At 52.4% G+C, this 18,074-nt stretch carries 11 protein-coding genes; 7 read left to right on the top strand and 4 right to left on the bottom strand.

The genetic code is table 11. The features are described from left to right. Positions 1–6 precede the first annotated feature (6 nt). From KZZ10_RS09890 to KZZ10_RS09870, 5 genes are read left to right on the top strand one after another with little or no spacing between them, the layout of a single operon-like run. Positions 7–1,152, top strand: coding sequence for an efflux RND transporter periplasmic adaptor subunit (locus KZZ10_RS09890; RefSeq protein WP_259661349.1), 1,146 nt, complete (start codon positions 7–9; stop codon positions 1,150–1,152). Next, positions 1,149–4,298 (top strand): efflux RND transporter permease subunit, encoded by a 3,150-nt coding sequence (locus KZZ10_RS09885; protein ID WP_259661348.1) that lies wholly within the window; start codon positions 1,149–1,151, stop codon positions 4,296–4,298. The genes KZZ10_RS09890 and KZZ10_RS09885 overlap by 4 nt, the downstream gene beginning before the upstream one ends. Continuing rightward, positions 4,295–5,713, top strand: a complete 1,419-nt coding sequence (locus KZZ10_RS09880) for an efflux transporter outer membrane subunit (protein ID WP_259661347.1) — start codon at positions 4,295–4,297, stop codon at positions 5,711–5,713. Before KZZ10_RS09885 ends, KZZ10_RS09880 begins: the two co-directional genes overlap by 4 nt. A 45-nt stretch (positions 5,714–5,758) precedes the next feature. Beyond that, the gene (locus KZZ10_RS09875) at positions 5,759–6,601 is read left to right on the top strand and encodes an alpha/beta hydrolase (protein WP_259661346.1); all 843 of its coding nucleotides are present in this window, start codon (positions 5,759–5,761) and stop codon (positions 6,599–6,601) included. Positions 6,602–6,638: 37 nt separating this feature from the next. Then, complete coding sequence (locus tag KZZ10_RS09870; protein WP_259661345.1) at positions 6,639–7,703, top strand: helix-turn-helix domain-containing protein; 1,065 nt, start codon at positions 6,639–6,641, stop codon at positions 7,701–7,703. Between the two features lie 6 nt (positions 7,704–7,709). Here KZZ10_RS09870 and KZZ10_RS09865 read toward each other — a convergent pair whose 3' ends face one another. The 4 genes from KZZ10_RS09865 to KZZ10_RS09850 all read right to left on the bottom strand — a co-directional run bounded on the left by KZZ10_RS09865 (position 7,710) and on the right by KZZ10_RS09850 (position 15,597). Further along, positions 7,710–9,608 (bottom strand): spermidine synthase, encoded by a 1,899-nt coding sequence (locus KZZ10_RS09865; RefSeq protein ID WP_259661344.1) that lies wholly within the window; start codon positions 9,606–9,608, stop codon positions 7,710–7,712. Positions 9,609–9,782: 174 nt separating this feature from the next. Then, entirely contained in the window at positions 9,783–11,255 is a 1,473-nt protein-coding gene (locus KZZ10_RS09860) for an efflux transporter outer membrane subunit (protein WP_259661343.1), read from the bottom strand. Then, positions 11,252–12,400 carry an efflux RND transporter periplasmic adaptor subunit gene (locus KZZ10_RS09855; RefSeq protein WP_259661342.1) on the bottom strand — a complete coding sequence of 383 codons (1,149 nt, stop codon included), beginning with the start codon at positions 12,398–12,400 and terminating at the stop codon, positions 11,252–11,254. Before KZZ10_RS09855 ends, KZZ10_RS09860 begins: the two co-directional genes overlap by 4 nt. Then, positions 12,397–15,597 carry an efflux RND transporter permease subunit gene (locus KZZ10_RS09850; RefSeq protein WP_259661341.1) on the bottom strand — a complete coding sequence of 1,067 codons (3,201 nt, stop codon included), beginning with the start codon at positions 15,595–15,597 and terminating at the stop codon, positions 12,397–12,399. The genes KZZ10_RS09855 and KZZ10_RS09850 overlap by 4 nt, the downstream gene beginning before the upstream one ends. 262 nt (positions 15,598–15,859) lie before the next feature. On the opposite strand from KZZ10_RS09850, the gene KZZ10_RS09845 reads away from it, so the two are divergent. Both KZZ10_RS09845 and KZZ10_RS09840 read left to right on the top strand, forming a co-directional pair. Then, entirely contained in the window at positions 15,860–16,432 is a 573-nt protein-coding gene (locus KZZ10_RS09845; RefSeq protein ID WP_259661340.1) for a cysteine dioxygenase family protein, read from the top strand. Between the two features lie 5 nt (positions 16,433–16,437). Continuing rightward, a complete protein-coding gene (locus tag KZZ10_RS09840) occupies positions 16,438–18,051 on the top strand; it encodes a rhodanese homology domain-containing protein (RefSeq protein ID WP_259661339.1) in 1,614 nt (537 codons plus the stop codon). Positions 18,052–18,074 lie beyond the last annotated feature (23 nt).

Genomic DNA, 18,074 nt, shown 5'->3' with positions numbered 1-18,074 from the left:
TTTTTCATGATCAAAGCAGTAGCGGGTGAAGCGATCTCTTTCAAGAGATTGGTCGAGGCGTCTTGGCTGATGAAGTTAGTGGTGCCGGTGTGTCTGGTCGCGGTCGCACCCCCTGTTTGGTCGCAGGGCGCACCCGCAGCACCGCTGGCGGTATCCGTTATTGAGGCGCGTGCCACCTCGGTGCCGAGCACGATTGAGGTCACTGGGCAAGCCGAAGGCGCAAAAGAGACCGAAGTTCGCGCCCGCGTGAACGGTATTTTACTGAAGCGCTTGTATGTCGAGGGGTCCGTCGTTAAAGAGGGACAGCCACTGTTTCAAATAGACCCAGTTCCATTTCAAAATGCTTTAGATGAAGCGCAGGCGCGCGCTAAGCAAACAGAGCGCGAAGCTGCGCGACTCAAAAAACTTTTTAGCCAACAAGCCGTTAGCCGGAAAGAGTTTGACGATGCGACCTCAATTAATGAGATTGCTCAAGCCACACTCAAGACTGCAAAGTTAAATCTAGCTTGGACAACGGTTACGGCACCAGTGGAAGGTGTGTCAGGTCGTGCATTACGTCCTGAGGGCCATCTCATTACGAGCACTGGTGATGCCGGCTGGCTGACATCGATTTATCAAGTTGATCCGATTTGGGTACGGTTTGGTTTATCAAGTGCAGATGCGTCCCGATTGCCGTCAGGAAAGTCAGAAGCGCCAATCGACGCGCCGGTCCAATTGTTGTTAGGGAATGGGCGAGTCTACGATCAGCCAGGCAAACTAAATTTCCGATCGGTATTTATTGATCCCAAGCTGGGCACCCAGCAGCTCAGAGCGGAGTTTCCTAATCCAGACCGTGCCATATTGCCGGGACAGTTTTTGCGCGTAAAAATTACGACAGGTAGTCTCAATAATGTGTTTTTAGTTCCGCAGCGGGCGGTCATTCAAAATGATCGCGGCTACATGGTCTGGACCGTGGGCAACGACAACAAAGTGGTGCCAACTCCCTTGAAGATGGGGACGTGGCTCGGGCAAAACTGGGTGGTGTTGTCTGGCTTGAAAGAGGGCGATCGCGTTGTCGTTGATCAGATTATCAAGATACGCCCCGGCGCGGTGGTTCAGCCCACGGTGGTTCCGCTCGAGCAACAAACCCAGGCGTCGAAGGACACTCGATGAGCTTTTCGAGCTTCTTCATCAGCCGGCCGATTTTTGCGGCTGTGATTTCCATCACCATCGTTATCGCGGGCTTGATGGCTGCACGGGGATTGCCAATCGCGCAGTACCCACAGATTGCACCTCCTACGGTCATCATCACCGCAAACTACCCCGGGGCCTCGACTGAAACGTTGACGCGAACCGTCGCTGGCCCCATTGAAGAGCAGCTTTCTGGCGTCGAAAATTTGCTCTTTTTTAATTCTGTTGCGCAATCGAGCGGAACCTTGGTGATTACGGCAACGTTCGAGGTGGGTACGAATGTTGACACAGCGACGGTCAACGTCAATAACCGCGTCAAGATCGCAGAGCCGCGTTTGCCGGATATCGTCCGTCAGTTTGGTGTTACCGCTCAAAAGCGTTCTAACGACATTTTGATGGTGGCCGCAATTACCTCGCCCAAGGATGAGCACTCCAATCTTTACTTGTCCAACTATGCGTTGGTCAATGTCTTAGATGAGCTCAAGCGCTTGCCTGGCGTAGGTGATGCGGCAGTCTTGGGCGCTAAAGATTATGCAATGCGTATTTGGCTCAAACCTGATCGCATGGCGCAGTTGGGTTTGACTGCGACCGATGTGGCTGCTGCAATCGCTGCGCAAAACAAGCAGAATGTGGCCGGCAAGATTGGTCAGGAGCCCGCCCCAGAGGGGCAGCAGCTCGTCTACACGGTTACTGCCAAGGGGCGGCTTGTGACCCCAGAGCAATTCGGCGAAATCGTGATTCGATCCACGGGTGCGGGTGGGGTGTTGCGTTTGAAGGATGTCGCGCGTGTCGAGCTCGGAGCGGCTGACTATGACGCCAATACGATGCTGCTCGGTAAGCCGGTTGCGTTGGTGGCGACGTATCTGCAATCGGGCGCAAATGCGCTTGCGGTTGCGGAAAGTGTCCGCAAGAAAATGCAAGAGCTTGAGAAAAAATTCCCGCCAGGTATTGAGTATGTAATTCCCTTTGACACCACAAAGTTTGTGACCGCCTCAATCAATGAGGTGTTGAAAACGCTCGCCGAGGCAATGGTGCTGGTGGCGATAGTCGTTTTTGTTTTCTTGCAAAATTGGCGTGCAACGCTGATTCCCCTAATAGCGGTTCCCGTATCCTTGATTGGCACGTTCGCAGGTCTTTGGGTCTTTGGCTTTTCGATCAACACGCTGACATTATTTGCAATGGTATTGTCGATTGGCATTGTGGTGGATGATGCGATCGTCGTGCTAGAAAACGTCGAGCGGTTGATGGCGGAGCGTCAATTGTCTCCGAAGGATGCAGCCTATGAAGCGATGCAGGAAGTGTCAGGCGCCGTAGTGGCGATTGTTCTTGTTTTGTCTGCCGTATTCATTCCTGTCGCATTTTTGGGCGGTATCGCTGGCAAGTTATATCAGCAGTTCGCCGTGACAGTTGCGCTTGCTGTTGTGTTGTCGGGAGTCGTGGCACTGACGCTTACGCCCGCACTATGCGGGGTGCTGCTCAAGCCTAGTCATCACGAGCCAAAGGGATTTCGTTGGTTCAATCGCGCCTTCTCCGCCTTCACAGAGAAATACACTGTTTTGGTCAAGTTCACGCTGTATCACCGACTATTTGGTGCCTCTGTGTTCGGAGCAATAGTCGTAGGTTGTTTTGTGATGTTTCGGTTGGTACCGGGTGGCTTTGTTCCGCCAGAAGATCAGGGCTATTTGATTAGCGCGCTCGTGTTGCCCGACGGTGCAAGCTTGCAGCGAACACAAGCCACAGGGGATGCCTTTCAGAAAAAAGTTGCCCAAGATCCAGGCGTGGCGAGGGTATTTGTTATCGCTGGTAATGACATTATCGGAGGGGGGCGTCGTACGAATGCAGGCACGATTTTTATTCCCTTAAAAGACTGGGATCAACGTGAGTCCTCCTCGGACCAGCTTGCGAAAAAATTTACTGGCCTGGGAATGACATTGCCCGACGGTATGGCGCTCGTATTCAACCCACCTCCAATTCGTGGTTTAGGCTCGGCTGGAGGTTTTGAGTTCTACGTGCAGTCTAAAGGCGAGCCATCGGTGCCTAATTTGGCGCTTGTCACAAATAATTTTATTGACGAACTGAAAAAGCAATCAAAGCTGACGGGTATCAATACGTTCTTTAGGCCGACATCGCCTCAGCTGTACGTTGAAGTGGATGAGGCGAAGGCGCTGTCTCTGGGTATAGCGGTGGCAGATGTGTATTTCAGTTTACAAGCGCTGATGGGCTCGCTGTATGTCAATGATTTCAACTTAAACGGACGCACCTACCGCGTGCAGATGCAGGCTGATTCCCAATATCGCGCCTCGCCCACCGATCTCGGTGAGCTTTACGTTCGCGCTGATAACGGCAGTATGGTTCCAATTGCAGCGTTGCTTACCGTGTCGAGTCTTGTCGGGCCAGAGCAGCTTGAGCGTTTTAACGGTTTCTTGGCGGCGAAGGTGCTTGGAAGTGCTGCCCCTGGTGTGAGTTCAGGCGAAGCGATCAGTCTTGTTCAAGCGGTTGCAGGAGCGAGTTTGCCGACGGGTTATGAGTTGGCATGGGCAGGTCAGGCTTATCAGCAAATTCGCACGGGTACTGCCTCAGGCTTAGCTTTTGCATTCGGAATCGTTATGGTCTTTCTGATCTTGGCTGCGCAATACGAGCGTTGGTCTTTGCCTCTTGCTGTGTTGCTTGCGGTTCCTTTTGCATTGTTTGGGGCCTTGTTTTCTATTTGGGTACGTTCGATGCCCAATGACATTTACTTTCAAATTGGCTTGATTGTATTGGTCGGACTCTCTGCGAAGAATGCGATTTTGATCGTCGAGTTTGCTGCCCAAAAGCGCGCACAAGGTTTGAGTAACATGGATGCCGCACTGCTTGCAGCAAAACAGCGCTTTAGGCCAATTGTGATGACTTCTTTGGCGTTCATTCTGGGGGTTTTTCCCTTAGTGATTTCCTCTGGTGCGGGCGCAGCAGCTCGGAAATCTATGGGGACTGGGGTGTTTGGGGGGATGTTGGTTTCTACCTTTATCGCGACAATTTTTGTGCCGATGTTCTATTTGTGGCTGACTCGCAAGCAAGACGTGGTCAAAGCAAAAGAGCCTAGTGCGAGAGCCGAAGAATCCACCCCCGAGGCAGGGCCTAAGTCATGAGGCCAATGCGTCATTTATGTGCGGCCGGGGTATTGCTCGTTTTAAGCGGCTGTCTTCTTGGGCCAGATTACAAACGCCCCGAGGTACCCTTGCCTGCCGATTTCAATACTGGCTACACGGTGAGTGGGGTGAAAAACGACACACCTTCTTCAGGTGTGTCTGTCAAACAAGATTGGTGGACGCTGTTTGAGGACCAAACACTAAGTGAGTTAGTGGAACGCGCACGTGTTGAGAATGCGGATCTTCAAATCGCGCTAGGACGTTTGGCGCAGGCAGAAGCAATAGCGCGACAGGCTGGGGCCGCGTTGTATCCATCCTTGAACATGACTGGTTCGGCCACCCGGGCCTCGACCGGGACCTCGGTGAGCCCTTCGGGCGTTGGCTTGCAGACAAATACGTCGCAGCTTGGCCTAGTGACTTCGTATGAGTTGGATGTCTGGGGGCGGGTGCGTCGCAATATTGAATCTGCGACGGCCCTAGCCACTGCGAGCACCTATGAGCGCGATAGCGTTGCGTTGACGGTCTCTGCGCTTGTGAGCAACACATATATGCGTTTGCGCTCACTAGATGCGCAAATTATGGTTGTTAGCCATTCTGTGCAGACGCGCGCCGATACCTTGCGGGTAGCACAAGCTAAGCTAGACGGAGGTTTGGTTTCACCGATCGATGTTAATCAGGCTCTTGCTGCCCGCTCTGCGTCACAGGCTACGTTATCCGAATTAAAAAGGCAGCGTGCAATCGCCCAGAATCAGTTGGGTATCCTCACGGGGAAGCTTGATCTGAAGCTTCAGCCTTTGGATCTGAGAAGCCTTCCGTTGCCACCAGTGCCTCCTGCCGGTATTCCCTCTACAATTCTTGAAAGTCGTCCTGATATCAACCGAGTAGAGCAAGAGCTGAGCGCAGCGAATGCGCGGATCGGGGTCGCAACCGCTAACTTCTTTCCCACTATTTCTTTGACGGGTGTTTTGGGTTCGCAGACGGTTGACTTTAGTGCCTTTCTTTCAGGCCGCAGCGCCGTATGGTCAGCTAGTATTGGTCTGTTACAACCGATCTTTTCTGGTGGTGCCTTGCAGGCAAGGTTGGATTTTGCTCGGGCTCAGCAGCAAGAGGTATTAGGGAATTACGTTAAGGTCGTCCGTGGCGCATTTGGCGAAGTCAGCGATGCATTGGTGTCAGTGAGCCAGACTCTTGAGACGGAGCAGTTTTTGTTGCAACAAGTTAAGGCGGCAACAAAGGCGCAGGAGCTAGCTGCTCTGCGTTACGAGGCTGGCTATGTGGACTATCTGAATGTGTTGGAGGCGCAACGGGCTGCGAATGAAGCGAACTTGGCTTTTGTCATTAATCGCTCATTGCGGCTTCAGGCTGGAGTGGATTTATTTAAGGCATTAGGCGGTGGTTGGACCGTTGGTCAATAATCGCCCATCTCGTAAATCGATCGCTATACCTAGGGGATAATTTTGATGAACGAAGCAGTCGAGAAACAATACAACCCGCGCACCACAGTAACGCCAGAGCAGTTGCTTGCCTTTACAGAACAAGGCACGCGAGCCAGTGAAGAGGCGCGCGCCCGGTATGAGGGCGTTTACGACTTGCGGTATGGCCCCGGCCCTTTAGAAACGGCTGATTTTTTTTACTCAGGAAAACCAAACCAACCTGTCATGGTGTTCTTTCATGGCGGCTACTGGAGAGCGCGTGATAAAAAGGATTACACCTTTGTTGTCAGCGGTGTCTTGCCGCTTGGCTGTTCGGTGGTGGTCATGAATTACGACCTATGTCCGGCCGTGACTGTTGCTCAGATTGTCGATCAAACGCGTCGTGGGCTCGAGTGGGTCGCTCAGCAAGCGGCGGGTTGGAATGTTGATGGAAGTAAGATCCTTGTGTCTGGCCACTCTGCTGGTGCGCACATCATTGCAGCGACCTTGGCTCAAACGGGTGCTGGTTTTCAGCTGAAGCAACACGGAATCAAAAAGGCTTATCTGATCAGTGGGGTATTCGATGTAGAGCCGGTCTTGCAAATTAGTGTGAACGAAGAGGTTCATCTTCAACCTGCGGATGTTCGGCTGCTTAGTCCTGTGCGGCATCCCTTTGCTCCCGACATCCATTACGAGGTTGTGGTTGGAGGGGCGGAGCCACGCGATTGGATCGGGGAATCAGCCAAGATGGCGGCCCATTTAAAATCGATGGGATGCGAGGTCGGCTTGCATGAGTTGGCAGGGCTGAATCACTACACCGTCTTACATGAAATGGATAGCCCATCCGGTTACATCGCTAAGCTTATCGCCCGCGATCTAAAAACACTTTAATTTGAATTATGATGTTGGTCTGACTTAGGTAAAGCACGTGGAAACAGTTGACCAGACTAAAGATACTTCAGAGCTCGGCGCCTCAATGCGTATCGAGTTGGGGATGCTTTTGCGTCAAGAGCGACTCAAACAGAAGAAAGAGATTGGCGATGTCGCCAAACGTTTGATCCTCTCCCCGAGCCAGGTGCTTAACCTTGAGGCCGGCACGATGGAGTCCTTCCATCATGAGCGCCGCTACGTGCATGCACTGAAGGGCTATCTTTTTTACCTTGGACTGAGTCGTGATCTGATCGTTAACGATAAGTTGCAGCAGCTCGAGTCGGCCAGCTTGCAGTCCGTTGCCTCCTCAGCGTCGGGTGTGGCGCGTTTGTACAAGGCGGGGCATGGCCCGGCGCCAATCGATGCATACACACAAAGACGTCGCATATATATTTTGGCCGGCAGTATTGTGGCGATTACCGTCTTTGTCCTGACGGTGAGCATCGCAGGCGGATTTTTTAGTAGTGCTGGGGATTCTGAGGTCGAGCAACGAGCTGCGCCTGACTCAGAGAAGGTCGCTGTTGCAGACACGACAGTGGTGCCGGCCCCTTCAAGCGCTGCCTCCGACTCGAGCTTGCAGCCTGGACCAACAGCGGTTCCAAGCACTACGGCCCAAAACACAGCGACCTCTCAGGGCGGCAAAGCGTCTGAGGCCGCCTCGACACCGGCAAGCGCAGGTACGCCAGCGACTAGTCTGCCTCTTGCCAGCACGACTGCCGGGCCCGCGGCATCATCACCTGGTGTGTCTGCCTCGCAGCCTGCTACGGGATCGACTGCTGATCCGTTCGCTAATTTAAAGAGTTCAACGCTTCGTATCGCGTTTGTCGGCGAGTGTTGGGCCTCACTAATCACGACGGATGGTCGCCGGACCGAGCGTATCTTTCAGGCTGGTCAGTCTATCGACGTAGAGCTTGATCGAGTCACCTCGTTAACGATCGGAAATAGTTCTCAAGCCAAGCTACAGGTAGGCGCCAAGCCTCTCGATCTTACAAAGAGTGGGGCGCTTACCGGTAACGTGGCCCGACTCAATCAAGCCATACTGCAGAAGTTAGTAAAGCAGTAGCGCGTGCTACTTGAGGATATCGATTAGGTTTGAAAAGCCATCGGTCCAGGCCTTAAAGCCAGGGCGAGGGACCAGCTTGACGCCACCTTGCAGTTCCTTGGGTAAAGTTGCGGCGCGCTCGGGTGACATCAACAGCGCCCATACTGTGTGTCGGCAAAATGGCTCACCCGAATTCTTAGGAAGGCTGTAAAGCAGACCGACTTTACCGTAATGCTGCGCGATCGCCGCCATCACCGGTTGCAGATCAAGGTACTGGTTCGTGATGTGTACGGCCAAAATGCCATCAGGCTTCATATGGCCGAGGTAGATTTTCATCGCCTCGAGCGTGAGCAAGTGTGTTGGAATCGAGTCGCCAGAAAATGCATCCATCGCAAGCAAATCGAATTGCTGGGGAGGTTCGCGCTCCAGCATCAAGCGGCCATCTCCAAGAATAGAGACCATTTTTGCGGGACTGTCGCTTAGATAAGTGAACTCAGCGCGTGCGACATCAAGAACCTGATCATTGATCTCGTACATACGCATCTCATTGCCAGGCCGTCCGTAGGTGGCAAGGGTGCCCACACCAAGGCCCACGATACCAATTTTTTGTGGCTGCGCGGTGCTCAGGCTATTTAATGCCAACCCAACACCAGACTGTGGACAATAGTATGCCGTTGGTTTGCGGCGTAAGTTCTCATCCATATATTGCTCGCCATGAATGATGTTGCCATGACGCATAATTCGTTTGATGCCATTTGCCGTCGGGACATCTTCAACGCGGAGTTGGCTGTAAAAATTACGCATGACGACACGGTAGCCACTGACATACTCGATTGAGAGATAAACGAGCCGTGCGCTAAATAGTACTAAAGCGATGGCAATTCCGATGCGTAATGCTTTGGGACTCTCTTTCCAAACCACGACGCTTGTCAGCGCTGCACATAGAAATAAGCCAATCGGTAATTCAAAATACGCATTGAAAATGGCGGGTGCGACAAGACCAACAAAGGTTCCGCCAAGTGCACCGCCTACCGACAGCATGAGATAAAAAAGTGTCAGGTATCGCACAGGTGGTTTTCTGCGGACGAGTTCGCCGTGGCACACCATGCAAAATACAAAAAGCGAAAGTGTTAGCAGCGTGACCATCACCGGAACGCTTTGGCCATGTGAAAGCACATAGTCCACCGTTACTAGCGCAATAGGCAATGCGATGAGGAATGCTGGTCTTACGTAGTAGCGCGGCGCATCAAAGCACAGAATAAAACTAAGTAGATAGATACTGAGTGGCAAAACCCAAAGAAAAGGCACAGGTGCGACGTCGTTTGTTAACTGTTGTGTCAGTGTTAACAGGAGAATCGATGCCGTTGCAGCTAGACCCACCCAAAGCAAACACTCGCGAAAGGAGGGGCGCACCGCTGGTGTCGCATCCACTTTTTTTGCCGCCCTTGGGGCGTGGCTCTTCCAAACAACGACTCCGGTTAATAGAGCACCAAGCGCGAACACGGCATAGCCCATTGACCACATGTTGGCTTGATGTTGAACACCAAAAAACGGCTCGATCACGATAGGGTATGAAAGAAGCGCCAGCATCGATGCGAGGTTCGATAGTGCATACAGGCGATAAGGCTTGATCTCTGTGCCTGGCTTGGAGAAAGCCAATGCATACCATGCTTGCATGAGGGGGCCAGTCGTGGATAGCATCAGGTAGGGAGCGCCTACGGCGATGGTCAGTACAACAAATACCGCCCAACTTGGGTCTGTCGATGCATCGCCCTTCCATGCAGGGTCTGCCGCGACAGGCAGCATCAGCAAACTCAAAATCAAAAGCGTCACATGCACAAGCACTTGTTTGTGGGGTGAGAGTTTCTCATGCAGCCAGTGCACGTAAGCGTAGCCCAGTAAAAGTTCTGCTTGAAAGAAAACCATGCAGACGCTCCAAACGGACGACGAACCCCCAAACCACGGGAGAATCATTTTGGCAACGATCGGTTGTATTTGAAAAAGTAGAAAAGCAGATAAAAAAACAGTGCTTGAAAAAATCAACATGCTTAATGCATCCCTAAATATGTTGTGAGGGAGTGGTAGAAAGAAACAGCCATTCTATTTTTTGTTATCCGTAGATAATTCAGGCTTGAGATCTCTGTAACCATCCCAGCCGCCACCTAAGGCTTTGACGAGTGCGATATTGGCTAAAAACTGGCCCCCATGCATTTGCCACTTAATACGCTGCGCAGTGAGTTGGTTTTGTTGGATTAAGGCTAGCGTTTGAGCAGTATCAAGGCCCTCACGATACCGAATCGCGCTGATTTGATAGGCCTTGTCCAGATTGCGTACGGCTTCGTCTTGTTTGTTGCGCGCACGCTCAAGTTGCTGCACGCTACTCATTGCATCTTGCGTTTCCTGGATGGCGACGGTAATTGTTTGACGGTAGCCCGCCGCTGTCGCCCGATAGCCGGCCTGGGCAAAGCGATAGTTCGCACTCGTGCGTCCGCCATCAAAGAGCGTTTGAGTTGCGGTCACGCCAAGAGTCCAAATGATTGACGGCACACTGAGTAAGTTCGCAATGTTTGTCGAGTCAGCACCCAAAAAAGTGGGCGCGATCAGGAGGGAGGGAAAGAATGCGGCTTTCGCGACACCCACTTGGGCGTTCGCCGCAGCCATTGCACGCTCGGCGGCAGCTACATCGGGTCGTCGCTCAAGAAGTGAGGAGGGTAAGCTGACAGGAAAGACCGGAGGCTGGTTGGGCAAGCGACCGGGTGCGATAGAGAATAAAGCAGCAGGCGTACCGGTGAGCGTCGCGATTAAATTTTCTTGGACATTGCGTAGCGATCGAAGCATCTCAAGCTGCGCACCACTCGACTCACTTAGGGCCATTTGCTGCGACAGCTCGGTGCGACCCGCTGCGCCTAGGTCGTAGCGCTTCTGAATGAGATCCAGTAACTTTTTCTGAATGGCAACAATATTGCTCAGAATGCGGATTTCTTCATCATATTGTCGCATTAAAAAATACGCACTAGCGAGTTGAGCAGTAAGCAACAATCGAACGTTTTCAGTATCTGCCGCCGCTTGCGCGGCCGTGTTGGAGGATGCCTCGACATCTCGACGAACCTTTCCGAGCCAGTCAATTTCATAGGTCATCACCGCTACAGGACGAAAATCGTTTTGAGTGGTGGAGGCGTTGACGCTTGTGTATGTATTGGTGGGTCTATTTTCCGATGTGCGCACACGTGTTGCCGTGGCTCCTAGGTTCAGGCTTGGCAAGAGCGCAGCGCCACGCGCCTCGCTTTGAGCAATTGCCTGATCGAGTCGAGCCAAAGAAACTTGTAAGGTATTGTTGTTGGTCAGACATTGCTCAATCAGGTCTTCAAGCATCTTGTCATTAAAGGCCTTCCACCACTTGTCTTTCGGCACATCGTCCGCTGGGGTGGCGGGCTTCCACAGTGCAGGGTTTGCACCCGGCAAGCTCTTCCAATTTTGAGGGAGTTCGATCTCTGGCCGCTCGTAATCGGGACCAATGGGCGAGCAGCCGGCACACGCAAGCGTGACTAGAGCAAGGGCAAGAGTGCGTTTCATGAACCGCGTCTAGCAGGAGCTGCTGGTGGTTTGGCAATCTGCACAATCACGCGCTGCCCATCTGTTACCGAATCGAGCGGATTTAGAATCAACCAGTCTTCCTTGGTGAGACCGCTTCGCACTTCCACTTGCATACCGAAGTCGGTCCCTAGTGTCACCTTTTTTCTTGTGACCTCATCATTTGCTACCGTTGCGACATAAGGTCCACCGGCACCAAAGATCAAGGTGTTGGTCGGTATGAGCAGATTGCTTCCAGGCGTCATCTTAAAGGCGATTTCAACATAGGTGCCGGGCATTAATGCGTTGTCGGCGTTGTCGATTTCGACATCGACTTGCAGGGTACGTGTTTGCATGTCGATAGCACCGGCCGTGCGAGCGATACGGCCTTCGACGATTTTATTGGGCATGCTCGGTTGGTATACGTCAACTTTGTCGCCCACTTTAATTTGCGACACGCGATCTTGGGGAAGGTAGGCGTAGACATGCAGTCTATCGACGCGCGCCATCGCAAACATGGCTTGAGCAGTGCCGACGTTGCCAGAATTAACCAGATCGCCCATATTGACGTTACGCTTAGTTACCCGGCCGCTAAAGGGCGCGACCACGGTGCCAAAGTCTTGTAATTGTTTTAGACGTTTTAGGACCGCTTCGCTTTGTCTGTACACGGCGGTTTTTTCATCGAGCTCTTGCTGCGATACCGCATCCTGAGCGCGCAGCTTTCTCCAGCGCTCATACGCGGTCTTCGCAAGTTGGAAGTTGGCGCTCGCCTCATCAACTTGGCGATTAATCTCCGGGATGTCGAGGACGGCGAGCGTTTCACCTTGCTTGACGTTATCGCCGATATCTTTGCGCCACTCTTTGACATAACCGTTTACGCGAGCATGTATTAGCGCTTCGTTGATTCCGAGTAATGTGCCAGGTAGAACAAGACGCAAATTCGGGTTGTTCGGATTAGGCAGAGTTGGTTGTGTCACGAGGACATGCAGTTGGGTCGCCTCCTCACTGCGTTGCGCCAAGACATCGCCATAGGACCAGCGAGAGTACAAGGTCTTACCCATGCCGAGCAGAAGAAAAATCAGCACCACTGCTGTGGCGATTTTTATTCGACGCATGGTCGCAGTCGTGCTTTGGCCTGAGTCCGTCATGTCGCTAATTCCTTGTTCAACTTGCGTGTTGCCAATCGTCCGTGAAAAGTGGCAAACAACACAGGGACAAATAAAACGGTGGAGACTGTCGCGAAGATCAGTCCTCCAATCACAGCCCGACCCAAAGGCGCATTTTGTTCGGAACCTTCACCCAGACCAATAGCCATCGGGATCATGCCAATAATCATGGCAAGCGCAGTCATCAGGACTGGACGCAGGCGCGTCGCCCCGGCCTCAAGGGCGGCCGCTAACGGTGTCAGCCCGTCGAGCAGTCGTTGTCGCGCAAAGGAAATGACAAGAACACTGTTTGCCGTTCCTACCCCCATCGTCATAATGGCTCCGGTGAGGGCGGGTACGCTTAGGTTGGTCGCCGTGAGAATCAACATCCAGGCGATGCCAGCGAGTGCTGCAATGAGCGCGGTGACAACGATAAATGGATCAAGCCAAGACTGGAAGTTAATCACTATCAATAAATAGACCAAAAGAATGGCGCCGATCAGACCGACCCCAAGACCTTTAAAGGACTCGTGCATTGTTTCAACTTGACCACGCATTTCAATGCGGCTGCCTCTGGGCAGAAGGGGCTTGGCTTCGTCGACAATGGCTTGAATCTCTTTGGCTACTGAGGCGAGGTCACGCCCACGTACGTTCGCGTAAATGTTGATCGCTGGCAGAATGTTGTAGCGCGTAAAGATTGCGAACTCTGTCGTCGGCGATGCGGTCACTAGATTTCCAAGTAATTGTGTCCCTCGCCCAGCAGCGCTATTGAGTGCCGATGCTGCATTGGATGCGGCCGCGTTTGACGGTCCGACCGGAAGTCTGAGCAGTTCATCGAGTGAACTAATGTTGGCCTGAGGCGCTTGAACCTGAATAGAGTAGTTGATGTTGTTGTTGGGGTTGAGCCAGAAGTTGGGCGAGGTCTGCGAGCTCCCAGATAACGGCAGTAAGATGTTTTGAGCTAGGTCAGCTGGCGTGAGCCCCATTGCTTGCATGCGCGTACGATCCATCGTTAACGCGATTGCGGGCCTGTCTAGGCGTTGGTGAATGTGCACATCAGCCGCGCCAGGTACGGCGGCAACTTTATTCACGAGTTTTGCGGCAAGTTGCTGGTTTGCGGCATAGTTGTTGCCAACAATCTGAACATCAATCGCTGCTGGGATGCCAAAGTTTAAAATCTGCGTAACGATGTCGGCTGCTTGATAAAAAAACTCTACGCCTGGAAAGCTCTTTCGCAACTCTGGTAAGAGCTTGTCCATGTAGTACTCGCTCGACTTTTTATGCCCACGCTTGAGCGTAATCATGATGTCTGCATCGAAAGAACCGATGGTTCCGGAGCTGCTGTAAGAGAGATTAATGCCGCTGTTTGGTTGGCCGACGTTATCTAAAATACCGTCGAGCTCTGCGGGTGGAATGACTCTTCGAATGACGTTTTGAACTTCATCAGAGATGATGGCCGTGCGCTCAACCCGGGTTCCACTTGGTGCGCGCATGTGCAATTTTATTTGCCCGGTGTCCACCGGGGGGAAGAGATCCCTGCCCAGGAGCATATAGATGCCGCACGAAAGGATGCAAAAACAGAGAAAGCCGATAATGAATCGCGTGCGATGCTCGAGTAGCTTACCCAAAAGGACGACATAGCCGGCACGAAAGTGCTCAAAGCCTTCATTGAAGCGCACATGTGCCTGATGAATGCGGTTAGTGAACCACCCTGGTGTACCTTGATTTTTTAAGAGTAGGTAAGCCATCGTTGGTACGAGCGTCCGGGACAGCACATACGAGGCCAGCATTGCGAAGCTGACGGCCTGTGCAAGCGGTACAAAGAGATAGCGTGCGACGCCTCCCAAAAAGAACATCGGTACAAAAACAATACAGATACAAAGTGTTGACACAAAGGTGGGTATAGCGATTTCTCCTGCACCATCCATCACCGCTTCATATAGACCTTTGCCCATGTGCAAATGGCGTTCGATATTTTCGATCGTGACGGTGGCGTCGTCGACCAAGATGCCGACGGCAAGAGCGAGCCCGCCGAGCGTCATGATGTTGATCGTTTGTCCAATCAGATAAAGCACGATCAGGGAAGTAAAAATTGAAAGGGGGATGGATATGGCGACGATGACGGTTGTGCGCCAATTTCCCAGGAACAGCAAGAGCATCAACGCCGTAAGTCCTCCGGCGAGAAGCGCTTCATGAACAACGCCAGAGATTGCTTGTTTAACGAAAATAGACTGATCAGCCAGCAGCGTGACATCGATACCCTCAGGTAGCAACGGCAAAAGCGTGGGGAGCCTTGTCTTGATTCTGCTGACGATATCGAGGGTCGACGCACCTCCGTTCTTTAGGGCTGTGAGCAATAAACCGCGTTCGCCGTTTTGACGAACGATATTAATTTGTGGAGAAAAGCCATCGCGTACGTGCGCCACTTCACGCAGGTAAGTTGTTGCGCCGTTAACAGTGCGCACTGGGATGTTGTTTAGCCCCGCAATGCTGACGGGCGACGAGTTCATCGAGATATTGAACTCCACATCATCAATTTTGGTTGTGCCGGAAGGGAGTGTTAAATTCTGCGTCGTAATAGCATTAATGACGTCTGAGGAGGTCATCCCTTTCGACCTTAATGCTTCTGGATCGATATCGACAGACACGGCGCGTGCCTTGCCGCCATAGGGAAATGGCATGGCAAGCCCAGGAATCGTAATCAGTTGCGGGCGAAGAATGTTGAGCGCGGCGTCGAACAGGTCCTTTTCGGATAAGGTCTTGCTCGACATCCCGACTTGAATCACTGGAATCGAGGAGGCTGTGTACTTGATCACGAGTGGCGGAGTGATGCCCGGAGGCATTTGTCGCAGTGCAGATTGGGAAACCGCAACAACCTGGGCGATCGCCATTTGTATATTTACATTTGGCTGAAAATAAATTTTGATGATTGTTAGACCACCGATTGAGCGCGACTCAATCGTTTTGATGTCACTGACCGTCGTGGTGAGAGACCGCTCGTGCGTTTGAGCGATACGGTTACCCATCTGTTGCGCCGATAAGCCGTTGTAGCTCCAGATAACGGTGACAACCGGGATGTCGATTTCTGGCAGTACGTCGACTGGGGTGCGCATGACCGCGAGCGGTGTAGAGAGCAGGATGAGGATTGCCATCACAATAAATGTGTAAGGCCGCTCTAACGCTGTCCTAACAATCCACATCCCAAATACCTATGCTAAGAATTGCCCCCACATGGTGGGGTGTCCCACCCAAAAAAGTGAGTGTTTTCCAATACTTGGTAAAGCGTTGGAGTATAGAGGAAGGCTTTCGACATGGGATAGTTGTATTTAAGACTTTTCCGGGCTGTTGCAGAACAACAATCAAGCCAAAATAAAGTAATGTTTAGTGCAATGCTTTGCTTTTTTTATCTCATCGACTGGCTGTGCATTTATGATCAATCAATCACTGATGGAGCAAAGAGCGATGAGTCATTCCAGTTTGCTGATGTTTGTTCAAGAAATGTCCCGAATGTTGCAGGGCAAGCCCGCCGAGCCGGAGATCTTGACGCGCGGCGCTGAGCTCTTGGCAACGCTTGTGGCAAACGACAACTGGTTGCCAGAGCCATTTACGAGACCTCACCCGCAGCACTACCAGCAGTACCTCCTATATGCGGATCCTTTAGACCTGTTTTCAGTTGTTAGCTTTGTGTGGGGACCGGGACAAAAAACACCAGTTCATGACCATATGACTTGGGGACTGATCGGGATGTTGCGAGGCAAAGAGGTCGATACGCACTATCACAAGCAGGCCAATGGTAGCTACTTGCCCAGTGAGAGCGTGGTCTTGCTGCCAGGTCAAGTCGGTTCGGTATCCCCAGCAACACATGATGTTCATGAAGTGGCGAATTTCTATCAAGATCGAACATCAATTAGCATCCATGTTTATGGTGGGAACATCGGTCGTATTAACCGCCATGTTTTTGATCCTGCAACGGGTCTACCGAAGTCATTTGTGTCCGGATACTGCAACAGCGTGGTCCCAAACCTGTGGAAATAATTGAAATGTCAGCGAGCGTGAGTAAACCGATTGAATTAACCCACTACGCCAATGTGCGCTCTGCATTGATTGAGCGACGAGAGATCGCCTTGCTTGATGTTCGCGAGGAAGATCCCCATGCGCAGTGTCATCCACTGTTCGCCGCAAATTTTCCGCTCTCGCGCGTGGAGGTCGACGCCTATGCCTTGTTACCTCGACGCGACGTGTGGATCGTGACGTTTGATGAGGGCGATGTCGCTGTAGAGCAAAGCGATGCAATGCTAGCCGCTCGACGATTGCGGGCGTTGGGCTACGTCAATGTATCGGTATTTCAGGGCGGCGTGAGAGCGTGGCGTGCGGCAGGTGGTGAGTTGTTTCGTGACGTGAACGTACCGAGTAAGTCCTTTGGCGAGCTTGTCGAGTCACGCAATCACACGCCCTCCTTGTCGGCGCAGGAAGTGCAGACCTTGATCGATCGGAAGGCGGATGTCGTGATTGTCGATGCCAGACGATTTGATGAATACAACACCATGAGCATCCCAACAGCGATTAGCTGCCCCGGTGCTGAGCTCGTGCTACGGATTGCAGAATTAGCCCCGCGGCCCGAAACCCAAGTTATTGTGAATTGCGCAGGACGTACGCGCAGCATTATCGGTACGCAGTCGTTAGTCAATGCAGGAATCCCTAACAAGGTGGCCGCGTTACGTAACGGCACGATAGGATGGACTCTTGCGGGCCAAACCTTAGATCGCGGACAGACACGCAAGTTCACAGAGGTGTCCGCCGCGACGACTGAGAGCGCTGGATCGCGTGCACGTCGTGTGGCTGATCGTGCTGGGGTAAAGCGTGCCACCGTTTCGAACCTCGCGGCGTGGTCACAGCAGACGGGACGTACAACCTATTTTTTTGACACGCGAACACCTGAAGAGTTTGTCTCGGGACATTTGCCCGCGTTTCGTTCTACACCTGGAGGCCAGTTGGTTCAGGAGACCGAGATGGTGGCCCCTGTTCGTGGCGCCCGGATTGTGCTTGCAGACAGCGATGGCGTGCGGGCCAACATGACGGCCTCTTGGTTGGCACAAATGGCCTGGGACGTGTATGTAGTCGATGGCATCTCGGCAGAGCAACTCTCAGAAAACGGACCCTGGGAGGCCCCCTCAGCGGCGGTGCCAGACGTAAAACCGATTAGAGCGGACGAACTGGCACAAGCGCAGAAAACGCAAGCGCTCGTTGTGATTGATCTGGGTAAGCACGCCCAGTATGTGAAAGGTCACTTGCCAGGTGCGTACTATGTGTTGCGATCGCAGTTCAAAGATGCGTTGAAGGCGTTACCGAAAGCAACGCGGTATGTATTAACGTGTGGTGATGGATTGCAATCACGATTTGCCGCAGCAGAAATCAAAGAGTTGTTGGGTGGCGAAGTGTTCGTGCTTGCAGGTGGAACAAAAGCATGGGTAGAGTCTGGCTATGCACTTGAGTCAGGATCGACCCATTTAGTTTCCGAGCCCATCGATCGTTATAAACGGCCCTATGAGGGTACGGATAACGCGCAAGCAGCGATGCAGGCTTATCTGGACTGGGAGTTTGGTCTGGTTGAGCAACTGGGCCGAGATGGCACCCATCATTTCTGGGTGCTCTGATCGTCTCTTGAACTCAGGGATGT

Origin of the sequence: Zwartia hollandica, assembly GCF_019923725.1 — a bacterium.
GTDB lineage: Bacteria > Pseudomonadota > Gammaproteobacteria > Burkholderiales > Burkholderiaceae_B > Zwartia > Zwartia hollandica.
The sequence above is the reverse complement of the archived record's forward strand: the minus strand, read 5'-3'. Positions and strand labels throughout refer to the sequence as shown.